20 protein-coding genes are annotated in these 16,441 nt (G+C 61.6%); 12 read left to right on the forward strand and 8 right to left on the reverse strand.

Features of this window, described 5'->3' with window-relative positions:
• Positions 1–108 precede the first annotated feature (108 nt).
• From QZ408_RS10350 to QZ408_RS10360, 3 genes are all read left to right on the forward strand, one after another.
• Complete coding sequence (locus QZ408_RS10350; protein ID WP_292491345.1) at positions 109–777, forward strand: flavodoxin family protein; 669 nt, start codon at positions 109–111, stop codon at positions 775–777.
• Positions 778–1,017: 240 nt separating this feature from the next.
• Positions 1,018–1,332 (forward strand): ferritin family protein, encoded by a 315-nt coding sequence (locus QZ408_RS10355; RefSeq protein WP_292491346.1) that lies wholly within the window; start codon positions 1,018–1,020, stop codon positions 1,330–1,332.
• A gap of 218 nt (positions 1,333–1,550) precedes the next feature.
• Positions 1,551–1,952: a cupin domain-containing protein gene (locus QZ408_RS10360; protein WP_292491347.1), complete on the forward strand. Its 402-nt coding sequence runs from the start codon at positions 1,551–1,553 to the stop codon at positions 1,950–1,952.
• Positions 1,953–2,079: 127 nt separating this feature from the next.
• Here QZ408_RS10360 and QZ408_RS10365 read toward each other — a convergent pair whose 3' ends face one another.
• Positions 2,080–2,358, reverse strand: a complete 279-nt coding sequence (locus QZ408_RS10365; RefSeq protein ID WP_292491348.1) for a hypothetical protein — start codon at positions 2,356–2,358, stop codon at positions 2,080–2,082.
• A 121-nt stretch (positions 2,359–2,479) separates the two neighbouring features.
• A complete protein-coding gene (locus tag QZ408_RS10370; RefSeq protein ID WP_292491349.1) occupies positions 2,480–3,568 on the reverse strand; it encodes an AI-2E family transporter in 1,089 nt (362 codons plus the stop codon).
• Positions 3,569–3,811: 243 nt separating this feature from the next.
• Here QZ408_RS10370 and QZ408_RS10375 point away from each other — a divergent pair, with 243 nt between their 5' ends.
• Entirely contained in the window at positions 3,812–5,302 is a 1,491-nt protein-coding gene (locus tag QZ408_RS10375) for a potassium/proton antiporter (RefSeq protein WP_292491350.1), read from the forward strand.
• A 225-nt stretch (positions 5,303–5,527) separates the two neighbouring features.
• Here QZ408_RS10375 and QZ408_RS10380 read toward each other — a convergent pair whose 3' ends face one another.
• Positions 5,528–6,298: a DUF169 domain-containing protein gene (locus tag QZ408_RS10380; protein ID WP_292491351.1), complete on the reverse strand. Its 771-nt coding sequence runs from the start codon at positions 6,296–6,298 to the stop codon at positions 5,528–5,530.
• 198 nt (positions 6,299–6,496) lie between these two features.
• Here QZ408_RS10380 and QZ408_RS10385 point away from each other — a divergent pair, with 198 nt between their 5' ends.
• The 7 genes from QZ408_RS10385 (at position 6,497) to QZ408_RS10415 (ending at position 11,590) form a co-directional block, all read left to right on the forward strand.
• On the forward strand, positions 6,497–6,943 hold the full coding sequence (locus QZ408_RS10385) for a hypothetical protein (RefSeq protein ID WP_292491352.1): 447 nt from the start codon (positions 6,497–6,499) through the stop codon (positions 6,941–6,943).
• Positions 6,940–7,551, forward strand: a complete 612-nt coding sequence (locus tag QZ408_RS10390; RefSeq protein WP_292491353.1) for a DUF1673 family protein — start codon at positions 6,940–6,942, stop codon at positions 7,549–7,551. Before QZ408_RS10385 ends, QZ408_RS10390 begins: the two co-directional genes overlap by 4 nt.
• The gene (locus QZ408_RS10395; protein WP_292491355.1) at positions 7,542–8,237 is read left to right on the forward strand and encodes a hypothetical protein; all 696 of its coding nucleotides are present in this window, start codon (positions 7,542–7,544) and stop codon (positions 8,235–8,237) included. Before QZ408_RS10390 ends, QZ408_RS10395 begins: the two co-directional genes overlap by 10 nt.
• On the forward strand, positions 8,234–8,713 hold the full coding sequence (locus QZ408_RS10400) for a hypothetical protein (RefSeq protein ID WP_292491357.1): 480 nt from the start codon (positions 8,234–8,236) through the stop codon (positions 8,711–8,713). The genes QZ408_RS10395 and QZ408_RS10400 overlap by 4 nt, the downstream gene beginning before the upstream one ends.
• Complete coding sequence (locus tag QZ408_RS10405; protein ID WP_292491359.1) at positions 8,710–9,444, forward strand: DUF1673 family protein; 735 nt, start codon at positions 8,710–8,712, stop codon at positions 9,442–9,444. Before QZ408_RS10400 ends, QZ408_RS10405 begins: the two co-directional genes overlap by 4 nt.
• Before the next feature lie 96 nt (positions 9,445–9,540).
• Complete coding sequence (locus QZ408_RS10410; RefSeq protein WP_292491361.1) at positions 9,541–10,356, forward strand: ATP-binding cassette domain-containing protein; 816 nt, start codon at positions 9,541–9,543, stop codon at positions 10,354–10,356.
• 85 nt (positions 10,357–10,441) lie between these two features.
• A complete protein-coding gene (locus QZ408_RS10415) occupies positions 10,442–11,590 on the forward strand; it encodes a hypothetical protein (protein WP_292491363.1) in 1,149 nt (382 codons plus the stop codon).
• An 85-nt stretch (positions 11,591–11,675) separates the two neighbouring features.
• On the opposite strand, the gene QZ408_RS10420 is transcribed toward QZ408_RS10415, so the two are convergent.
• Genes QZ408_RS10420 through QZ408_RS10430 form a run of 3 tightly spaced genes read right to left on the reverse strand, consistent with a single transcriptional unit; the run spans position 11,676 to position 13,388 of the window.
• Complete coding sequence (locus QZ408_RS10420; protein ID WP_292491365.1) at positions 11,676–12,212, reverse strand: hypothetical protein; 537 nt, start codon at positions 12,210–12,212, stop codon at positions 11,676–11,678.
• A gap of 13 nt (positions 12,213–12,225) precedes the next feature.
• Positions 12,226–12,621, reverse strand: a complete 396-nt coding sequence (locus tag QZ408_RS10425) for a hypothetical protein (protein ID WP_292491367.1) — start codon at positions 12,619–12,621, stop codon at positions 12,226–12,228.
• On the reverse strand, positions 12,609–13,388 hold the full coding sequence (locus QZ408_RS10430) for a TIGR04255 family protein (RefSeq protein ID WP_292491368.1): 780 nt from the start codon (positions 13,386–13,388) through the stop codon (positions 12,609–12,611). Before QZ408_RS10430 ends, QZ408_RS10425 begins: the two co-directional genes overlap by 13 nt.
• A gap of 691 nt (positions 13,389–14,079) precedes the next feature.
• Here QZ408_RS10430 and QZ408_RS10435 point away from each other — a divergent pair.
• A complete protein-coding gene (locus QZ408_RS10435; protein ID WP_292491370.1) occupies positions 14,080–14,712 on the forward strand; it encodes a pyridoxamine 5'-phosphate oxidase family protein in 633 nt (210 codons plus the stop codon).
• Positions 14,713–14,730: 18 nt separating this feature from the next.
• Here QZ408_RS10435 and QZ408_RS10440 read toward each other — a convergent pair whose 3' ends face one another.
• Both QZ408_RS10440 and QZ408_RS10445 read right to left on the reverse strand, forming a co-directional pair.
• Positions 14,731–15,483 (reverse strand): ABC transporter permease, encoded by a 753-nt coding sequence (locus tag QZ408_RS10440; RefSeq protein ID WP_292491372.1) that lies wholly within the window; start codon positions 15,481–15,483, stop codon positions 14,731–14,733.
• A complete protein-coding gene (locus QZ408_RS10445; RefSeq protein WP_292491374.1) occupies positions 15,467–16,438 on the reverse strand; it encodes an ATP-binding cassette domain-containing protein in 972 nt (323 codons plus the stop codon). The genes QZ408_RS10440 and QZ408_RS10445 overlap by 17 nt, the downstream gene beginning before the upstream one ends.
• Positions 16,439–16,441 lie beyond the last annotated feature (3 nt).

The raw sequence follows: 16,441 nt of genomic DNA on the forward strand, positions 1-16,441 counted from the left end.
CATCCGGCGGGATCCCCTCTCCGACCCGGAGAGACGTGCGAGGTGAAACCTGCCGGCAAGCTTCATAACCGGTGCCGCCGATAGGCGCCGCTGTCCGGAGTTGTCATCATGAAGATAATCGGTATCAACGGGAGTCCACGGGGCGAGAGGAGCGCCACGCTGCAGCTCATCGCGGCGGTCCTTGAGGGCGCGAAGGAGAAGGGCGCAGGGGTCGATGTCGTGAACCTCGTAGACCTCGACATCAGGTTCCGCAACGCCTGCAGCGCCTGTTTCCAGGAGGGCAGATGCGCCGAGGAGGACGACTTCCCGAAACTGTATGCGAAGATCAAGGCTGCCGACGGGCTTGTGCTCGGTTCGCCCGTGTACATCGACCAGATCACCGGCCAGATGAAACTGTTCATCGACCGGATGGCCGACGGGATCCAGTGCCAGGCGCTCACGGGGAAGTACGGGTGCTCGGTCTCCACATCGGGCGATCACGCCGAGCAGGCGGTCGTCGGGTACCTGAACCACTTCCTCCAGATGCTCGGCGCGACGCCGGTCGGCGGCGTGGGGGTCGCGACCGGGAAGGACCCGGATGCCCTGGCACGGGCAAAAGAGGATGCTCACGAGCTCGGGAAGACGCTCGCCGAAGCTATCCGGACCCGGCGGCAGTACCCCGAGATCGAGGCGTTCCACCGGCGGTTCCAGGAGAAGTTCAAAGCGGTCATCACCGGTGCTAAACCCGAATGGCCGGGCGATTACGAGCACTGGGTCGACCAGACGTGGGTCTGGTGAACCCGCGCCCGTTGTCGAGACTCTCCCCGCCCGGACCGTTGCCCCGGGCTTCCGGAAGGAGGCCCGGCACGCTGACCCGGGTTTTCGAGTCGCTTTCGGCCCCTCTGTACCCCCGGGTGCGGATCACCCCTTTCCCTGAAGTCTTCCTCCCTGCGGCAACAGCCGGTCCCAACCTATATATAGCGTCCCGCTGCATGGGCCCAGGGGAGGCCCGCCCTTCCCTGCAGGAGGTCATGTGAGATGCCCGAGTTTGCAAACCCGTTCTCCGGGAACAAGATGGAACGCAGGCTGGACCGCGGAGAACTCATCCGGACGATCCGGTTCTCGATCGCCGCCGAATACGAGGCTATCCAGTTCTACGACCAGATAGCCGAATCGACCGACGACCCGCTGGTCCAGAAAGTGATGCGTGATATCGCGAATGAGGAGAAGGAGCATGCGGGGGAGTTCCTGCGACTTCTCCGGGAGATCGAGCCCGCCGAAGAGGGGTTCTACCAGCACGGCTATGCAGAGGTCGAGGAGATGATCGCGGAAGTGAAGAAGGGCGGCAGGTGATCCCCGCCATTCCGCATCACCATCCGTAGCAGGGAGATCTACCGGCGTTCGCACCCGGGAGCGGGGTCGCCGTCCAGGTCTGCCGATGGATTGTTCACCCGGGACCGCTCGTTGAACATCAGTCCCGGTGCCGATGCACCAACCAAAATAGTGAAATACCGGGGGCGCTCCACATTGGAGCGTTAATAATCAACCCCGACTATCGGGAGGCTTGCGAAATGAAGAAAGGATTTGTGGCAGATATCGAAAAAGAAACAGTAAAGAACACCGACTTCCGCAGGGTCCTCTATACGGGGAAGTTCAGCCAGCTCGTGCTGATGTGCCTCAAGCCCGGCGAGGAGATTGGCGAGGAAGTTCACGACGACATCGACCAGTTCTTCCGGTTCGAGGAGGGTGAGGGGGCCGTCGTGATCGACGGCGTGAAGCACACCGTCAAGGACGGCAGCGCGGTGGTCGTGCCGAGCGGCGCGAATCACAACGTCCTGAACACCTCAAAGACCGCCAATCTCAAACTCTACACGATCTACTCCCCGCCTGAGCACCGGGATAAGGTCGTGCGGAAGACCCGGGAAGAAGCCATGGCCCGGGAAGAGCATTTCGACGGGAAGACGACCGAGTAACCATTCCCGGAAACGCTCAACGATCAATCTCTTTTTTTCAGCAGTCACTGCCCCGGTGTCAGCGCGAGTCCGCTCTCGCTCATGATTGCCCCCGTCCCGGGAGGCGGCGGGAGTGGCTACTCGGCCGTCACGTTGAGGCTCCTCGATCCCGCTCGATCTCACCGCCCGCCTCCCGTATCCTCGTCTCAACCTCGCGGAGCAGGTCGGCGTCGTGGGTGGCGAAGCCCAGCATCGGAAACCGTGCCACAAGGGGGATGGGCTTGAAGATCGCAAGCGGTGCTTCTCCGTCTTTTTCCGGGTTCTCGCCCGGGGCGATGACAGCGGTCGTTCCATCCGCCCAGACGGCGAGGTTCCCGTAGCCCTGTGCATCCCAGATCTTTTGGATGATCTCGCGTGTGTAGAGCATTCTCTGTTCCCCAAGAAGGACTACCCGGAGAAGATATCAACCTTCTGGCACCGTGCCGTACCCCGGCACCGGCAGGAATAGCGCCCACGTTCAGGCAGGGCAAAGCCCCCGAGGGGGATACTTACCCTGCCGGCGGCGCGTCGCCCTCCCTGCTCTCTCCAGGGGGCGCTCGCTCTCCTGCAAAGAGGTGGTCGACCCCCAGGATCGTGTTCACCCACGCCCAGTCGTCGCTTGACTGGATGACCGCGAGAACGATGAGCGTGAGCGGAACGGCAAAGATCATCCCGGCGACACCGAGGGCCCACCCCCAGAAGATGACCGAGAGCACGACCACAAGGGCGGGGATGTCGAAGCGTCTCGATGCAAGGTGCGCAAAGATCGGGTTCTCCACAAGCGCGTTCAGGACAACGACGGCCGCAACCACGGCGACCGCGCCTCCTAGCCCGAACTGCAGCCAGGCAAAGAAGATCGCCGGGAGTGCCGCGATGATCAGGCCGATGTAGGGGATGTACGAGAGCAGGAACGTCAGCACTCCCCAGAGGACGGCTGAATGCACCCCCATAACCCAGAGGAACCCACCAAAGAGGAACCCGTGGACAAAGTTCACCTCGGTCCTGACGATGACGAAGTCGATCAGGAACCTGCTCATGCGGGAGATCGCCTCGACGCTTCCCGACCGGTCTCCGACCACCCTCCGCATGCGGTCGGGTACTTTTGGAGCCTCAAAGAGCATGAAGATCGTCGTCACCGCTATGAAGAAGAGGTAGAGGAGCAGGTCGGCAAGGCTCTGGGCATACGAGGAGAAGATACTTGCAAAGCGATCGAGGTCGACCGAAGACGGCGAGAATGAGCCAGTGCTGATCCCGTACGTATCGAGGACGGTGAGGATCTCCGCAAGCCGGGCGCTCAACTCCCGCTCGTAGAGCGGGATGTCCTGGACCAGACTCTCAAACGAGAAGAAGACGAGATAGCAGAGCAGCAGGACTGCAAGGCAGGCGACGACCGCGACCGCGCCGACGGCGGCGCCCTCCGGCACCCCTCTCAATCGGAGTGCTTTTGTCGCGGGATACGCAAGCATGGCGAGGATCAGCGATACGGCGACGATGGTGACGATGTACGAGAGCGATCGGACTCCGACGATGAGGAATACCGCCGCCGTCAGCAGGAGTACGGTGCTTGCGGACCGGGAAAGAGCGGGAAGTTCTGCCATCCTGAATAACGTGTTTTCAGCGCAACTATATGAAGGCGGCGAAATATGCCGGGAGTGCCGGGTATTCACCACCCGCCCGCACCGTGACCGGAGGACCCGGGTCACGGAGCCTGCATGCGGAACATCTCCCTTGGGAGACCCGCTCGCCCCAGATAGCGCCGGCGAAACCATTTCCTACTCGCACTCGCTCAAAATGGTAAAGAGTCGATGTTAAGTTACCCCAGGCATGAATTGTATCCAGAGATGGTGCTTACCCTCGAGATCCTGTTCCTCGGCATATCGCTGCTCTTCCTGATCAGTATCATTGCGAATAAATTCGGAGAGAGGCTCGGCGTCCCTGCGCTCCTCATCTTCCTCATCGTCGGGATGCTGGCGGGCTCCGAAGGGCCGGGCGGTATTCCGTTCGACGATCCACCGATCGCGCAGATGATCGGGGTTATTGCACTTGCGTATATCCTCTTCTCCGGGGGCCTGGACACCCGGTGGGAAGAGATTCAGCCAGTTTTCTGGCCGGCGATAGCACTCTCTACGGTCGGCGTTGTTCTGACTGCAGCTGTCCTGGGCATATTTGCCGTCCTGGTCCTCGGGTTATCGCCGCTTACGGGTTTTCTTCTCGGGGCGGTCGTCTCGTCCACCGATGCGGCGGCGGTCTTTTCGGTCCTGCGCATGGCAAGAGCGCGCCTGAAAGGAAATCTGCGGCCGTTCCTCGAGTTTGAGTCGGGGAGCAACGACCCCATGGCGATCTTCCTCACCACCGGCATCATCGCCCTGATCCTCACTCCCGGCGAATCGGTCCTCGCTCTCATCCCGATGTTCGTGCAGCAGATGGTCGTCGGAGGCCTGCTCGGCTACGGTATGGGCAGGTTCGTCGTCTGGCTCATCAACCGTCTCAAATTGGAGTCCGAAGGGCTGTACCCGGTGCTCAGCCTCGCCATGGTGCTGCTGACATATGGACTGACCGCTACTGTTGGAGGAAACGGGTTTATCGCGGTCTACATCGCCGGGCTGGTTATGGGGAACAGCATCATCGTCTATAAAAAGAGCCTGATCCGGTTCCATGACGGGATCGCATGGCTGATGCAGATTGTTATGTTCCTTGCGCTCGGCCTGCTTGTCTTTCCCTCGGAGCTCGTACCGGTGATCGTTCCCGGCCTTCTCACCGCCATCTTCCTGATCCTGGTTGCCCGGCCGGTTGCCGTCCTGCTTACGCTGATTCCCTGGAAGATGCCGATGAACGAGAAAGCCCTGGTCTCCTGGGTGGGACTGCGGGGAGCCGTCCCGGTCATCCTCGCGACCTACCCCCTTGTTGCAGGAGTGCCGGACGCGGATATGATCTTCAACATCGTCTTCTTCATCGTCCTCGTCTCGGCGCTTGTTCACGGGACGTCGATCCCCTCCGTCGCCCGGTGGCTCGGTCTCGCCGCGCCTCTCCAGGAGAAGCGCAAGTTGTCCCGGGAGTTTGACGTGGATCCCGATACCCCGAGCGAGCTCATCGAACTGACCATACCTCCCGATGCCCCGGCGGTCGGCAAACAGGTCGTCGACCTCGGGCTGCCGAAAGGGGCGCTCATTATACTCATGCAGAAAGGGGACGAACGCTTTGTCCCGGGCGGCAGCACCGTCATTGAGGCGCGCGATACGCTCCTTCTCCTGACGACCGACGATCTGGTGGAGACTGTCCGCGCCAGATTTTTGAGCGGAGAGGAACCGGGTGATGCGCCCCGGGCATCGTAATAAGGGATGAAACCTTCCCGTTCGTCCCGGGGCGGGAGCCCCGTGCTCGAAGATCCCCCGTGCCTCTCCGCCGGTGCTGCTGCTGTCGCGTGCACCCCGGCGCCGGGCGAGTTCCGCCGCCCGGGAGGTCTCCGGGGAAGGTGACGGCATCCCCAGACCGGCACGGGTCGGAAGACCCGGGACTGCACCCCTGGTTTCAGGGCCGGCCGGCCCGGTTCCGGTAGCCTACGGCGAGTGCAGCGCGTTGCTCCGGGCGATCTTCTTCATCACCTTCGCCCAGGTATCCGTCGTGAGGAAACTCTCGTCCATGAAACCGATCACCCGCTCGAACTTCTTCATGGGGAAGGCTATCGTCAGGACGTCTGAGGAAACGCAGGGCCGTGCCGAGGGGTCGAACATCCCGAGCACCGCTTTTGGATCTTCCTTTTGCTGTTCAAGCCATGGGTAGTAGAAGATCGAGCTGCACCCGGCGCCGAACGGAGAGATGACCCCGTTTGGGTCGGACTGGTCGAAGTTTGCGAGCGTGAAGAGGCCGGAGAGCACTTCGGGCCGGGCGAAGAAGACAACGGCGTCCGGATTGTCCGCGCCCATGAGGTTATCCCAGCGCTTGAAGACGATGCTCTTCCCTTTTGTGGGTATCCGGACGGTCCCGCGGTCGAGTTCGTCCACGATCTCTGGCGTCTGCTTGTAACGTTCCCCCTCGATGACCCCGGGCTTTCCCGTGGAGAGGAAGTAGCGGAAGCCCGGGAACCGTTCGGCTTCGTAGCCGAGGTAGAACCTCCCCCCGCGGCACCCGATCGAGTCCTCGGAAAAGACGAGGCTCTTCCCGTTTCTCACCTTCGTAAGGTCGCAGACGAAGCACCTCCAGTCTTTTGGGTTTGGGACTTTCTCCGCCCCGTCGGTCGGGCCCCCGACCTCGAACATGATCGGGAGGTCCGTCCCCGGGAAGTACCGCTCATGGAGCCGGATGTAGGCGTCGCGCAGTGCTGTGTCCATACGACCCTGTTCTGGGGCGGCGGGGTTAAATATTCTGCTCCGTCTCCCAGGTAGAGCGCGTGCAGTCGGCGACCGTTCGTTGGTGCATCCGGGAAGAGGAATGTGAGGGTGCGGTTGTCCAGCCGCGGGAGACCGTACGCGGCGCCGGTTCGCGGAAAAACCACAATGTATATATAGTCAACCCGATAATGTTGACTCATGCCTCTCCCCTTAAACGACAGGCAGTTTGCGTTCTGGAGACTCCGGCGCGGCGGTCTCCCGAATATCCATATTGCAGAGCGCTTCAGGATATCCCGCCAGGCGGTCTCGAAGGCGCTCATCACCATGGACCGGAAGGTCGAGGAGACGCTCGTCGAGATGGCGCAGGCAAACCAGATCGACATCGAACGCTTGAACGCGGAGATTGGGGTCCTCTTCGGGCGTTCGGTTCCGTTCGATGCGGGCGCGATCGTCTTTGTGTCGGCAAATCACGGGGTGCAGGTCTGGTACGAGCACGAGGGCGACTGCGGCGCATGCCCCCGGTATGCCCGGTGCATCGAGCTCCTCTGGGGCTACGCGGATGAACTGGGCGTCACGCTGACGAGGACCGACGACCCGACACGGATGGCCGACGAACTCTTCGCAAAACTTCGGGAGAGGGTATGATGCCACTCCTGGAGACGATACGGGCTTACCTCGGGTGGTGTCCCATGAGGGATTCGATGCGGCTGGATCTCCCGGTGCGGCCGGCGACGGCCGCGGCACCGGCCGGGGGGAACGGGACCCTCCGGGTTCGACCCGGGTGGTGGAGCCGCTACCACAACCAGCTGCTCATCGCGGCGCTAGCTTTCTCGGCGGCGGCAGCGATACTCTTTCTCCTGGTCGAGGATGTGTGGGGGTATCCGGCTGTGGGGACGGGCCTTGCCATCGGGGCGGGAGGGGCCCTCGGCTTCCTGCTCGGTTACCGGAAGCAGTATGCACGGGTTGCCGCCGGCGAGTTCATCAGGGCCAACATGAGCCGGAGACTGCGCATAGCAAGGGACCTGAGCTGGCCGGTGGCCCTCATTCTCTCCGCCGCCATTATGGTGCTTTTTGTTCGGAACGGCATGTTCGGCCATATCCTCGGGTTCACGCTGGGCTTGAGCCTCATCGGCTGGGTTACGTACGGCATTACGCTCCTCTGGGAGCGACGATATCGTACAACCCTGATCGCGGAGAAGGGATCGATGTATACCCTGGATACGGCAACGGAGGGTGAACACGTATGGCGATAAAGTTCTCCGGGGCGATACGAAGGCTGATGGGCTGGTGCCCGAATGCGGCAATGGCCGGGGCCGGCAGGCGATATGCCGCGCCGGATGGCAAGGTCGGGACGGCGGGAGAGGGGAGCCGGGAGGTGGTGGAGGGTGCACTGGTGGACTACGGCCCGATCGGCACTCCGGGAAGGCTCTTCCTGCTGCTGGTTGCCGGCGCCTGTTTCATCGGATGCCTCTTCGCCATAGCTCCGGCAGGGGGCCTCCTTCTGCTGGCTATCATGCTGGGTTACTCCGCTCTGGAGTTGTACGGGGCTGTACGAAGAGCCTGCATCGAGATCACCCGTGACGCCGTCACCATCAGGCGGCCGCTCTTCCCGTCGATCGTCATCCCGAAGGATGCCGTCGTGAAGGCGGAAGTGAAGGAGAACAAACCCCCTATCTCCCCCCGGCTCCTTGCGGTAGCGCTGGCGGTGCTTCTCGTATCGGCGGTCGGTAGCGTGTACGTCGGATTTGAGAATCCAACCTCCATGCGGTTTCTCTTCGGCGTTGCCGCCGCGGTCTTTTTCCCGGTGATCTTCTACCGCACCTACCTGCGGACCCGTTACCCGCGAGCCCTGACGATAACGATCACGGAGAAGAGGGTCGCTGTGATCTACACCGATGACCCCGAACGAATGGCCCGGGTACTGGAGGCAGTCAAATGACGGTATTTCTTGAGTATATCAGGAAGAAACTCGGGTGGTGCCCGAACGTGGACGTCATCAGACCGATCCAGCGCGCGAGCGCGGAAGCAGACTACGAGAGCGCGTGGAAGGGGCGGGGCCCGGGAGCGACCCCCGCCCCGGAACCGGCCGGCACCGCAGGCGGCGATCGGGGCGGCTACCAGGAGAACATGCTGCTGATCCTCATTGCCCTGGCCTGGCTCTTCCCGGTCGTGCACCAGCGGGAGTTCCTCCCGATCATCCTCGTCCTCTCCGCCGTTGCCATGTTTTACGACGCACAGAGCATTCGTGCCGGGGACAAATTCGAGAAGGAGACGCTGCTTGGGGATATCGTCACCTGGCAACCGCTGACCTGGGGGGCGGCGACGCTTGTGGGCGGGATCATCATCATGGCAATCTACCTCTTCCACCGGAGAGAGATCTACCGCGCTAACTTCGGTGGGGAGGCATCCGCATGATGATGAAGTTCTCCGAGACGATACGCCGGTGGATGGGCTGGTGCCCGAAGGCGGTAGCGGCCGGCACCGTCCGCCGGCGGTACGCCGAGCCGGCCGGCGAGGTCGGGCTCGGGGCGGCGGCGGCCGGCAACCGGGAGGTGGTGGAGGGCGTATTTGTGGATTACGTCAGTCCCCGTTTCTTACCGGTCTCGATCCTCGTCTTCGGCGGACTCTTCGTGGCAGGTCTCCTGATCCCCTCCCTGCGCTCCGTGTTCCTTATACTCATGGGTCTCTTCTTTATGGCGTATGCCGCGATGCACCTCTATCTCGATATGAAACGGGCTGAGATTGAGTCATCCGGGGATTCCGTCATCGTCAGGAGATCGCGTATCCGGCCGCTCGTCTTCGGAAAGGATACGATCCGGTCGGTTGAGGTGAAGAGGATGTATCCTCCCATCCTTCGTGGTGCGTTTGCGTTCCTCCTGGTTCTCCTGGCCGCGGGGGTATACTTCTTCAGGGTGTGGGTTGGGTGGATGCGATATCCGGGCGCCCTGGCCGTCGATCCCGACTTCTTCGTTCGCGCCTTCTTTGAGGTTGGCTTTGCGGTGTTCATGCTGGAGTTGCTCTGTCGTTCCTTAGTCAGTCTGCGGTATCCCGGCCACGTCAGGATAACGCTCGAGCCCGCCGGGTTCCTCCACGTCTACATGGGCGACCCGGAGAGGTTTGCCGCGCTGTTCGGCTCCCCGCGATGACGGAGCATATACCTTTACGAGAACAATCCAACGTACAAAGTAGCGAGATTCAATGAAGCCCCAGTATCGTAGACCCCACCCGACGGAGCAGCCGGCATGACCAATAGCACCACCGGCGCTCAACAGTCACCGCCGCTCGTCGAGTTCAAAAACGTCAGCGTCGTCCGGGACGGCCACAGGCTCCTCGACTCGGTATCGCTCACGATCCGCGAGGGAGAGAATATCGCTCTCCTCGGCCCGAACGGGGCCGGGAAATCGTCGCTCATCCGGACGATCACCCGGGAGTACTACCCTTCGTACCGGGGCCCGGACGTTACGTTCCGGTTCCGGGGACGGGACCGGTGGGACGCCTTTGGCCTCCGGTCCCACATCGGCATCGTCTCCGGCGACCTCCAGCACACCTTCACCCGGGGCATATCGGGCCGCGAGGTCGTCCTCTCGGGGTTCTTCTCGAGCGTCGGGCTCTTCCTCTCCCACGAGGTGACACCCGGGATGGAGCAGAAGACGGACGAGATCCTCGAATTTCTCGGTGTCGCCCATCTCGCGGACCGCCCGATGACGGAGATCTCCTCAGGCGAGGCGCGGAGGCTCCTGATCGGGCGGGCGCTTGTCCACGACCCGGGCACCCTCCTCCTCGACGAGCCCACGAACAGCCTCGATCTGCACGCGCTCCACATCTTCCGAAAGACTCTCCGGAAGATTGCACGGTCGGGGACCGGGATCATCCTGGTGACCCACAACCTCCACGACATCATACCGGAGATATCCCGGGTCATCCTCATGCGGGACGGCGCCATCCAGGAGGACGGCCCGAAGGCGGACGTCCTGACCGATGAGGCCATCGGCGGGCTCTTTTCTGTCCCGGTGCACGTGGTGGAAGAGGGCGGCTACTACTACGTGACGGGTTACTGAGCGGGAAGATGCCGGTATCCTGTCCCCCATGAGCTCCCGGGAAAATCTTATGCCGGGTGGCGGGGAGTATGCCCGGACGGGAGCCATGACAGAGAACGCAACCACTGCAACCGTCCGGGACCTCATGGCGGCGTTCGCCGGCCGGACCGGGCTCGATCCCTCCGCCCCTCACCCGCGGCGCTACCTCTGGACGGACGCCTACGCCGTCTGCAACTACCTCGAACTCCATCGCCGGACAGACGACGAGATCTACCGTGACATCGCCCTCCGCCTCGTCGACCAGGTGCACCGTACTCTCGGCCGGCACCGCGACGACGACCTCCGGACCGGCTGGATCAGCGGTCTTCCCGAAGAGGAAGGTGGAGCGCACCCGACCCGGGGCGGCCTCCGTATCGGAAAAACGCTTCCCGAACACAGGTCCGGCGAACCGTTCGACGAGCGGCTGGAGTGGGACCGGGACGGGCAGTATTATCACTACCTGACGAAGTGGATGCATGCGCTCATCCGGGTGAGCCGGGCGACCAAAGACCCGGTTTACCTCGGATGGGCGGTGGAACTTGCGCGGGCGGCCCACGCCGCGTTCACCTATCTCCCCCCTTCCGGCGGCAGCAAGAGGATGTGCTGGAAGATGAGTATCGACCTCTCCCGGCCGCTCGTCCCGGCCATGGGCCAGCACGACCCGCTCGATGGGTTCGTCACCTACAGCGAACTCCAGGCGGCAGGCGGGGGGTCGCCGCACCTCGACCTCTCGCCCGAGATCGCCGATATGGCTGGCATCTGCCGGGACGGGAACCGGGCCACTGACGACCCGCTCGGCATCGGCGGCCTCCTCTTTGACGCTGGAAGGATAGCACAGTTGATGGACCGGGGCGGATCTGCTCACCTCGACCTGCTCCGCTCCGTCCTCGACGCAGCCCTCGCGGGTCTCGCCGCTTTTGCGAGGGCCGGCAGCCTCCGCTATCCCGCAGAGTACCGCCTCGCCTTCCGGGAACTCGGCCTTGCGGGTGTCCCGGGGCTCGCCGGGCGGGTCCGGGAGAACCCGGACATTTTTGGGCGAGGAGCGCTGGAACGGCGGGCGGAGGCCCTCGCAGAGTATGTGCCGCTCGCAGACGCGATCATAGGGTTCTGGGTGGACGACAGGAACCGGGAGACCGGCGCCTGGACCGGGAACCGCGACATCAATACGGTGATGCTCGCAACCACTCTCGCCCCCGGGGAGTTCCTGGCGGTCTGAGACGAACGTGGAGATCAGGCTCCCGCCACCCATACGCTTTTATGTCGGGGCGATGAGGCAGGATCTTCAGCGAAGGGGATGGTGCCTATCCGGTGAATTCCGGGATAGTGCTCGGGAGCCCGACCCGCATGAACACCCGGGCAAAGGCCTGCGAAAGCTGCTCGCGGTAGGGGGGGCAGAGCCTGACCCGATATGGGAGCCCGGCGGCAAGGTGTTGCACGACCTCAAGGGGGAGGCTGCGCGGGTTTTTCAGATCGACGAACATATAACCAGATTCGTGTCCGGGAATAGTACATCGGTTTAAAAGGTGATACGCGATTATCTCGCCCCTCCTGAGTTTATTTTTCGTCTTGACGATCGCTTTCTTCGAATCAGAGCGGGCAATCTCCGTTATATGTTCGTCCAGGGAGAATAGCGAAGAGAGAATGACAGAGTCGACCTTCTGCTCAATAAGGTCACATGACTGGGACATGACAATGACATCGTACTCTTCGCAATTGACCCAGGAGTCACCGCACGACTCACCAGCTGGAAACATAAAGGGAACGGAATGAAGAATATCGCCCTGAGCGAGAGGCTCTACCGCGGGCACAAGAGTGTACCACGGATACTCGCCCTCCATACAACTTTTTGGGCTACAGGTCGATCTCGGTGAGGTCATAGTTTGTTATCCGCCCTTTTCTTCTGGTGACGACCTGTACTGTCAGCGGCACTTTCCTTTTCGGGGGCAGCCGGACGACGTGCGCTTCCTCTGACCCGGGGACCTCCTCTTCGTTCCCGGAACCCAGTTCTTTGAGGTAGGTGGTGGAACTGCTCTTCAGGTCCTGATGTATGATTGAAGAACTCTCATAGGCGAGAGAAAGTTTGTAGGTCTTTGGGCTGACGCAGTGGTATGCACCTGCTGGATGGGCGAGGGTCTTGGTCTGGGTGGAGCTGACCTCGCTGAAGTGGTCATACAACCAGAGTATCTGCGTCGACGGCGAATACCCGGCGGGTCGCCGGCCGGCAGGACGCTCTATCAGTGATGGCATGTAAACTCCTCCAGGAGGTCCCCTTTGATCATCTCAAAGAACCAGGTATGGGTCAGGGCGTGTGCTTCCGAAACCCAGGACATGATCTCATCTTTTGTTCTGGGCCCATCCCCTTCCGGGGACTGGACGATAGTCTCTCCGATCAACGAATCCCTTCCCTTTGCTCTCCCCCTCGAAAAACCAATGTGGAGATATCCGGGAGGCCTCTGCGAGGGGAAAGAGTACTTGAAGTCGACGCCAACCGGTACTGGTGAGACGTCGATCGTCTCGAAAAGGGCGGGGGATATCTGGTTTTGTATTCCGAGTTTTGTTGATAAAAATTCAACGATATTCTCTTTTTCGAAGTCAAACGGGTAAGCATCCAGATACCTGAGGACGACCTCGTTGGTGGTGAGGAGGGATTTGTCTGGATATTCCTGGAAGAGCGCATCAAGAACTCCTTCAATCCGGTGCCGGAAGTCCTGCCATTCATAGGACTCGATATCATTGAGGGTTATGATACCCGGTCCGACCTGCACCAGAGGCCAGCTGCTCTTCGCCCTCCTGAACCGGTGCTGAACGATATATCCTGAGATCTCATCGGGGATATCGGATGTGGGAAGCTCCTCATACACCGGGTACTCCTCATCCAGTGCAGACGATAATTTTCCGGGGAAGATCTTTGCATGTGGATCGAGGCGCACCCCGTCTTCTCTCTCGCGGAGATCCCATCGTATCTCAAATATGACCTCGATGAGGGGTGGGTTCTGTAATTTGGATATATTCATTATGCGATCGCCTGCAGAATGTCCTCTCTCAAATGGTGAGGGGCACAGCAATTAAGGTTTGTGATCCTGCCCCGGAAGGCAGTACTTTGCTAATTTTGGCCTCCGAAATCAGGCAATGCCGTTTCTTACGATGATCTAAAGCGGAATCAACAGCACCCGGGCACCGGATTTCGCGCTCTTCACGTGAGGATTTAGTGCTATCCCATCCACAGTCTCACGCGTGCTTCCGCGTGAGAGCGCAAAAGGAGGTCGATGGTTTGACCTCTTGGAGATTATCTCAACTATTTTAGCGAAGTACTGGTGCCGAAGGAGTGACTCCGGGGACCCTCGTTCCCCACGCGCCAGGCCACTCCAGAACCCTTGCCCGGTATCGGCAGGTAACAGATGGCCGGAGAGCACTACCCGCACGGATTTTCTCTCCCCTGGGCTTGCTCCCGGATCACCCCGGATGTCTGGTGCCTGCTGGTCTCGACGTCGATCAGAGCATGGACTTTCCGAAGTAACTGGCAGGTTCCTCCTCCCCGGTTTTCGGGAGGTGGGGCAGGTCCGGACGGCAAGTAGAGGGTGCACTGGAAGATGAGCATCGCTCTCTCCTGCCCGCTGGTCCCCGCCATGGGGTAAACGTGAACCCTTCGGTGGGTTTGTCGTCTACGGCGAGTTCCAGGCGACAGCCGTGGTGTATGGGGAGTCAGTGCATTTCGAGGTAGCAATCGTAGAGTTCTGGACGGACGGCAGAAACCGGGAGACCGGCGCCTGGACCGGGAACCGTGACATCAATACGGTGATGCTCGCCACCGCTCTCGCCCCCGGGGAGTTCCTGGCGGTCTGGTCTGAGATGAACGTGGAGATCAGGCTCCCGCCACCCATACTTTTTTTAACCGGGAGTGATGAGACAGGGTTTATTATGCCGACCAGATTGATGGATTATTTCAACAAACAGCCGAGGATCGGCGTCCTCAGCACCGCGAGCAGAGACGGAAAGGTCGATGCGGCAGTCTTCGGCTCGCCGCAGATGACCGACGAGAAGACCGTCGTTATGGCGCTCGGGAAGAACCGCACGTTCGAATACCTCCGGGAGAACCCGAACGCCGTCTTCATTATCGTGGAGAGTGGAGAGACGATCATGGACTGGAAAGGGCTCAGGGTCTACCTTCGGATGAAGGAGTATGCGACGTCCGGGGAGATGCTGGAGACCTACAAGAGAGGGATCGCCCGGGTTTTGGGCGAGGAGGCGGCGGCGATGGTCCATGCCGTGGTGACGTTCGATCTCGGCGAGGTCCGGCCCCTCGTCGATATGGGCCAGGGCTGGGAGAGTTCCATCTGACCCGGGAGCCTGCACGGCCTACTCCCGGGACCTCTGGTAGAGAAGGGCCCCGGCGGCCTGGAAGATGATGGTCGCCAGCACCAGGGCAACGGTATCGACGCCCGGGCCAAATTGGGTCGTTCCGTCGAACGCAAACTCTATCAGGTCGTGAGCGTAGGTGAGCGGGGAGAGGAGAGCGATGCTCTGCCCCCATGCCGGCATGCTCGCGAGGGGGATGAAGACCCCGCTGATGAAGAGGAGGGGCAGGCGGACGAGGTTTAAGAGCGACATCACCTCGCCCACGTTCTCCGTGCGGTAAGCGGCAAAGAGTGTGCCCATCATCGAGAAGCAGAGGGAGGTGAGCGCGAGCCCGAGAAGAAGCGCCACGATGTGGATGACCCCCGTGCGGAAGGCGACCAGGCCGATGGCGGTCGTCGCGACGCCGATCGCAGACGCGAATATTGCCCCGCTCAGGCTCGACCCGAGGACGATCGCCTGAACCGAGACCGGGGCGGCGAGGAGGCGGTCGAAGGTCTTCGTCCTCCGCTCGATAGGGATGGAGACCGGCTCGATCGAAGAGGCGCTGAAGAGGAGGGTGATGGCGAGGAGACCGGGGAGCAGGGTTCCCGGGGGGGCGTTCCTTCCTATGGCGAACGCGAGGAACATAACGAACGGAAAGAGCAGGCTGGATACCAGGATGGAGGGTTTAAGGTAGTAGATCTTCATGTCCTTCCTTGCAATCGCCCATGCGGCACCGAGATCGCAGAAGACCCCCTCAAACCAGCCCGGCATCGGTTCCTCCCGCCTCCTTCTTCATGCCGACGGAGAGCCCGGTGAGGCGGATGAAGACCTCCTCCAGGCTCGGCCCGAGGGTGGTAACGCTGATTGGGCGCAGGTGTTGCTCTTTTGCGAGCACGCAGAGGGAGCCGAGGACCTCCGGGGGGTCCGCCGTGTAGAGCCGGAACTTGTCCCCCTCCTTCCGGACGTCGCTGACCTGCGGGAGCGCCCTGAGCGCCTCGAGAAGGCCGGGCCTCGTGGTATCAAAGGAGACCTCGACCGACTGAAGGCTCTCAAAGGTCTGCTTCAGCTTCTCCGGCGCATCGATTGCCGCGATCGTCCCTCTATTGATGATGGCGACCCGGTCGCAGGAGACGTTCGCCTCCTCGATGTCGTGGGTCGTCAGGAAGATGGTGACATCCTTCTGGGCGAGATCCTGGACGACGTCCCTGATGAGCCGCCGGCTCTGGACGTCGAGCCCGGACGTGGGTTCGTCGAGGAAGAGGACCCTTGGATTGTTCACGAGCCCCATGGCAAGCGTCAGGCGGCGTTTCATCCCCTTCGAGAACCCTTCTGCAGGTTCGTGGCGCCGCTCGGAGAGGCCGAAGGTATCGAGGAGGTCCCGGGCGCTCCTCTGGATCTCAGCCTTCCCGAGATGATAGAGCCGGCCGGTGAAGACGAGGTTGTCCCAGGCGGAGAGCTCGTCGTAGACGTTTGACGTCTCGGAGACGACGCCCATCAGCCGTTTTGCGGCCAGGGTCTCGCGGGCGATGTCGTGGCCGTGGATCAGGGCACGGCCGCTCGTGATCCCGGTCATGCCGGTGAGCATCCTGATGGTGGTGGTCTTGCCCGCCCCGTTCGGGCCGAGGAACCCGAACGTCTCGCCTTCCTTCACCTGAAACCCGATTCCGTTCACGGCGACGTTGTCACCGAACCGTTTGGTGAGGCCGATCACCTCGATTGCGTCCATGGG

The organism is Methanoculleus sp. 10, assembly GCF_913757945.1.
Classification (GTDB): domain Archaea; phylum Halobacteriota; class Methanomicrobia; order Methanomicrobiales; family Methanoculleaceae; genus Methanoculleus.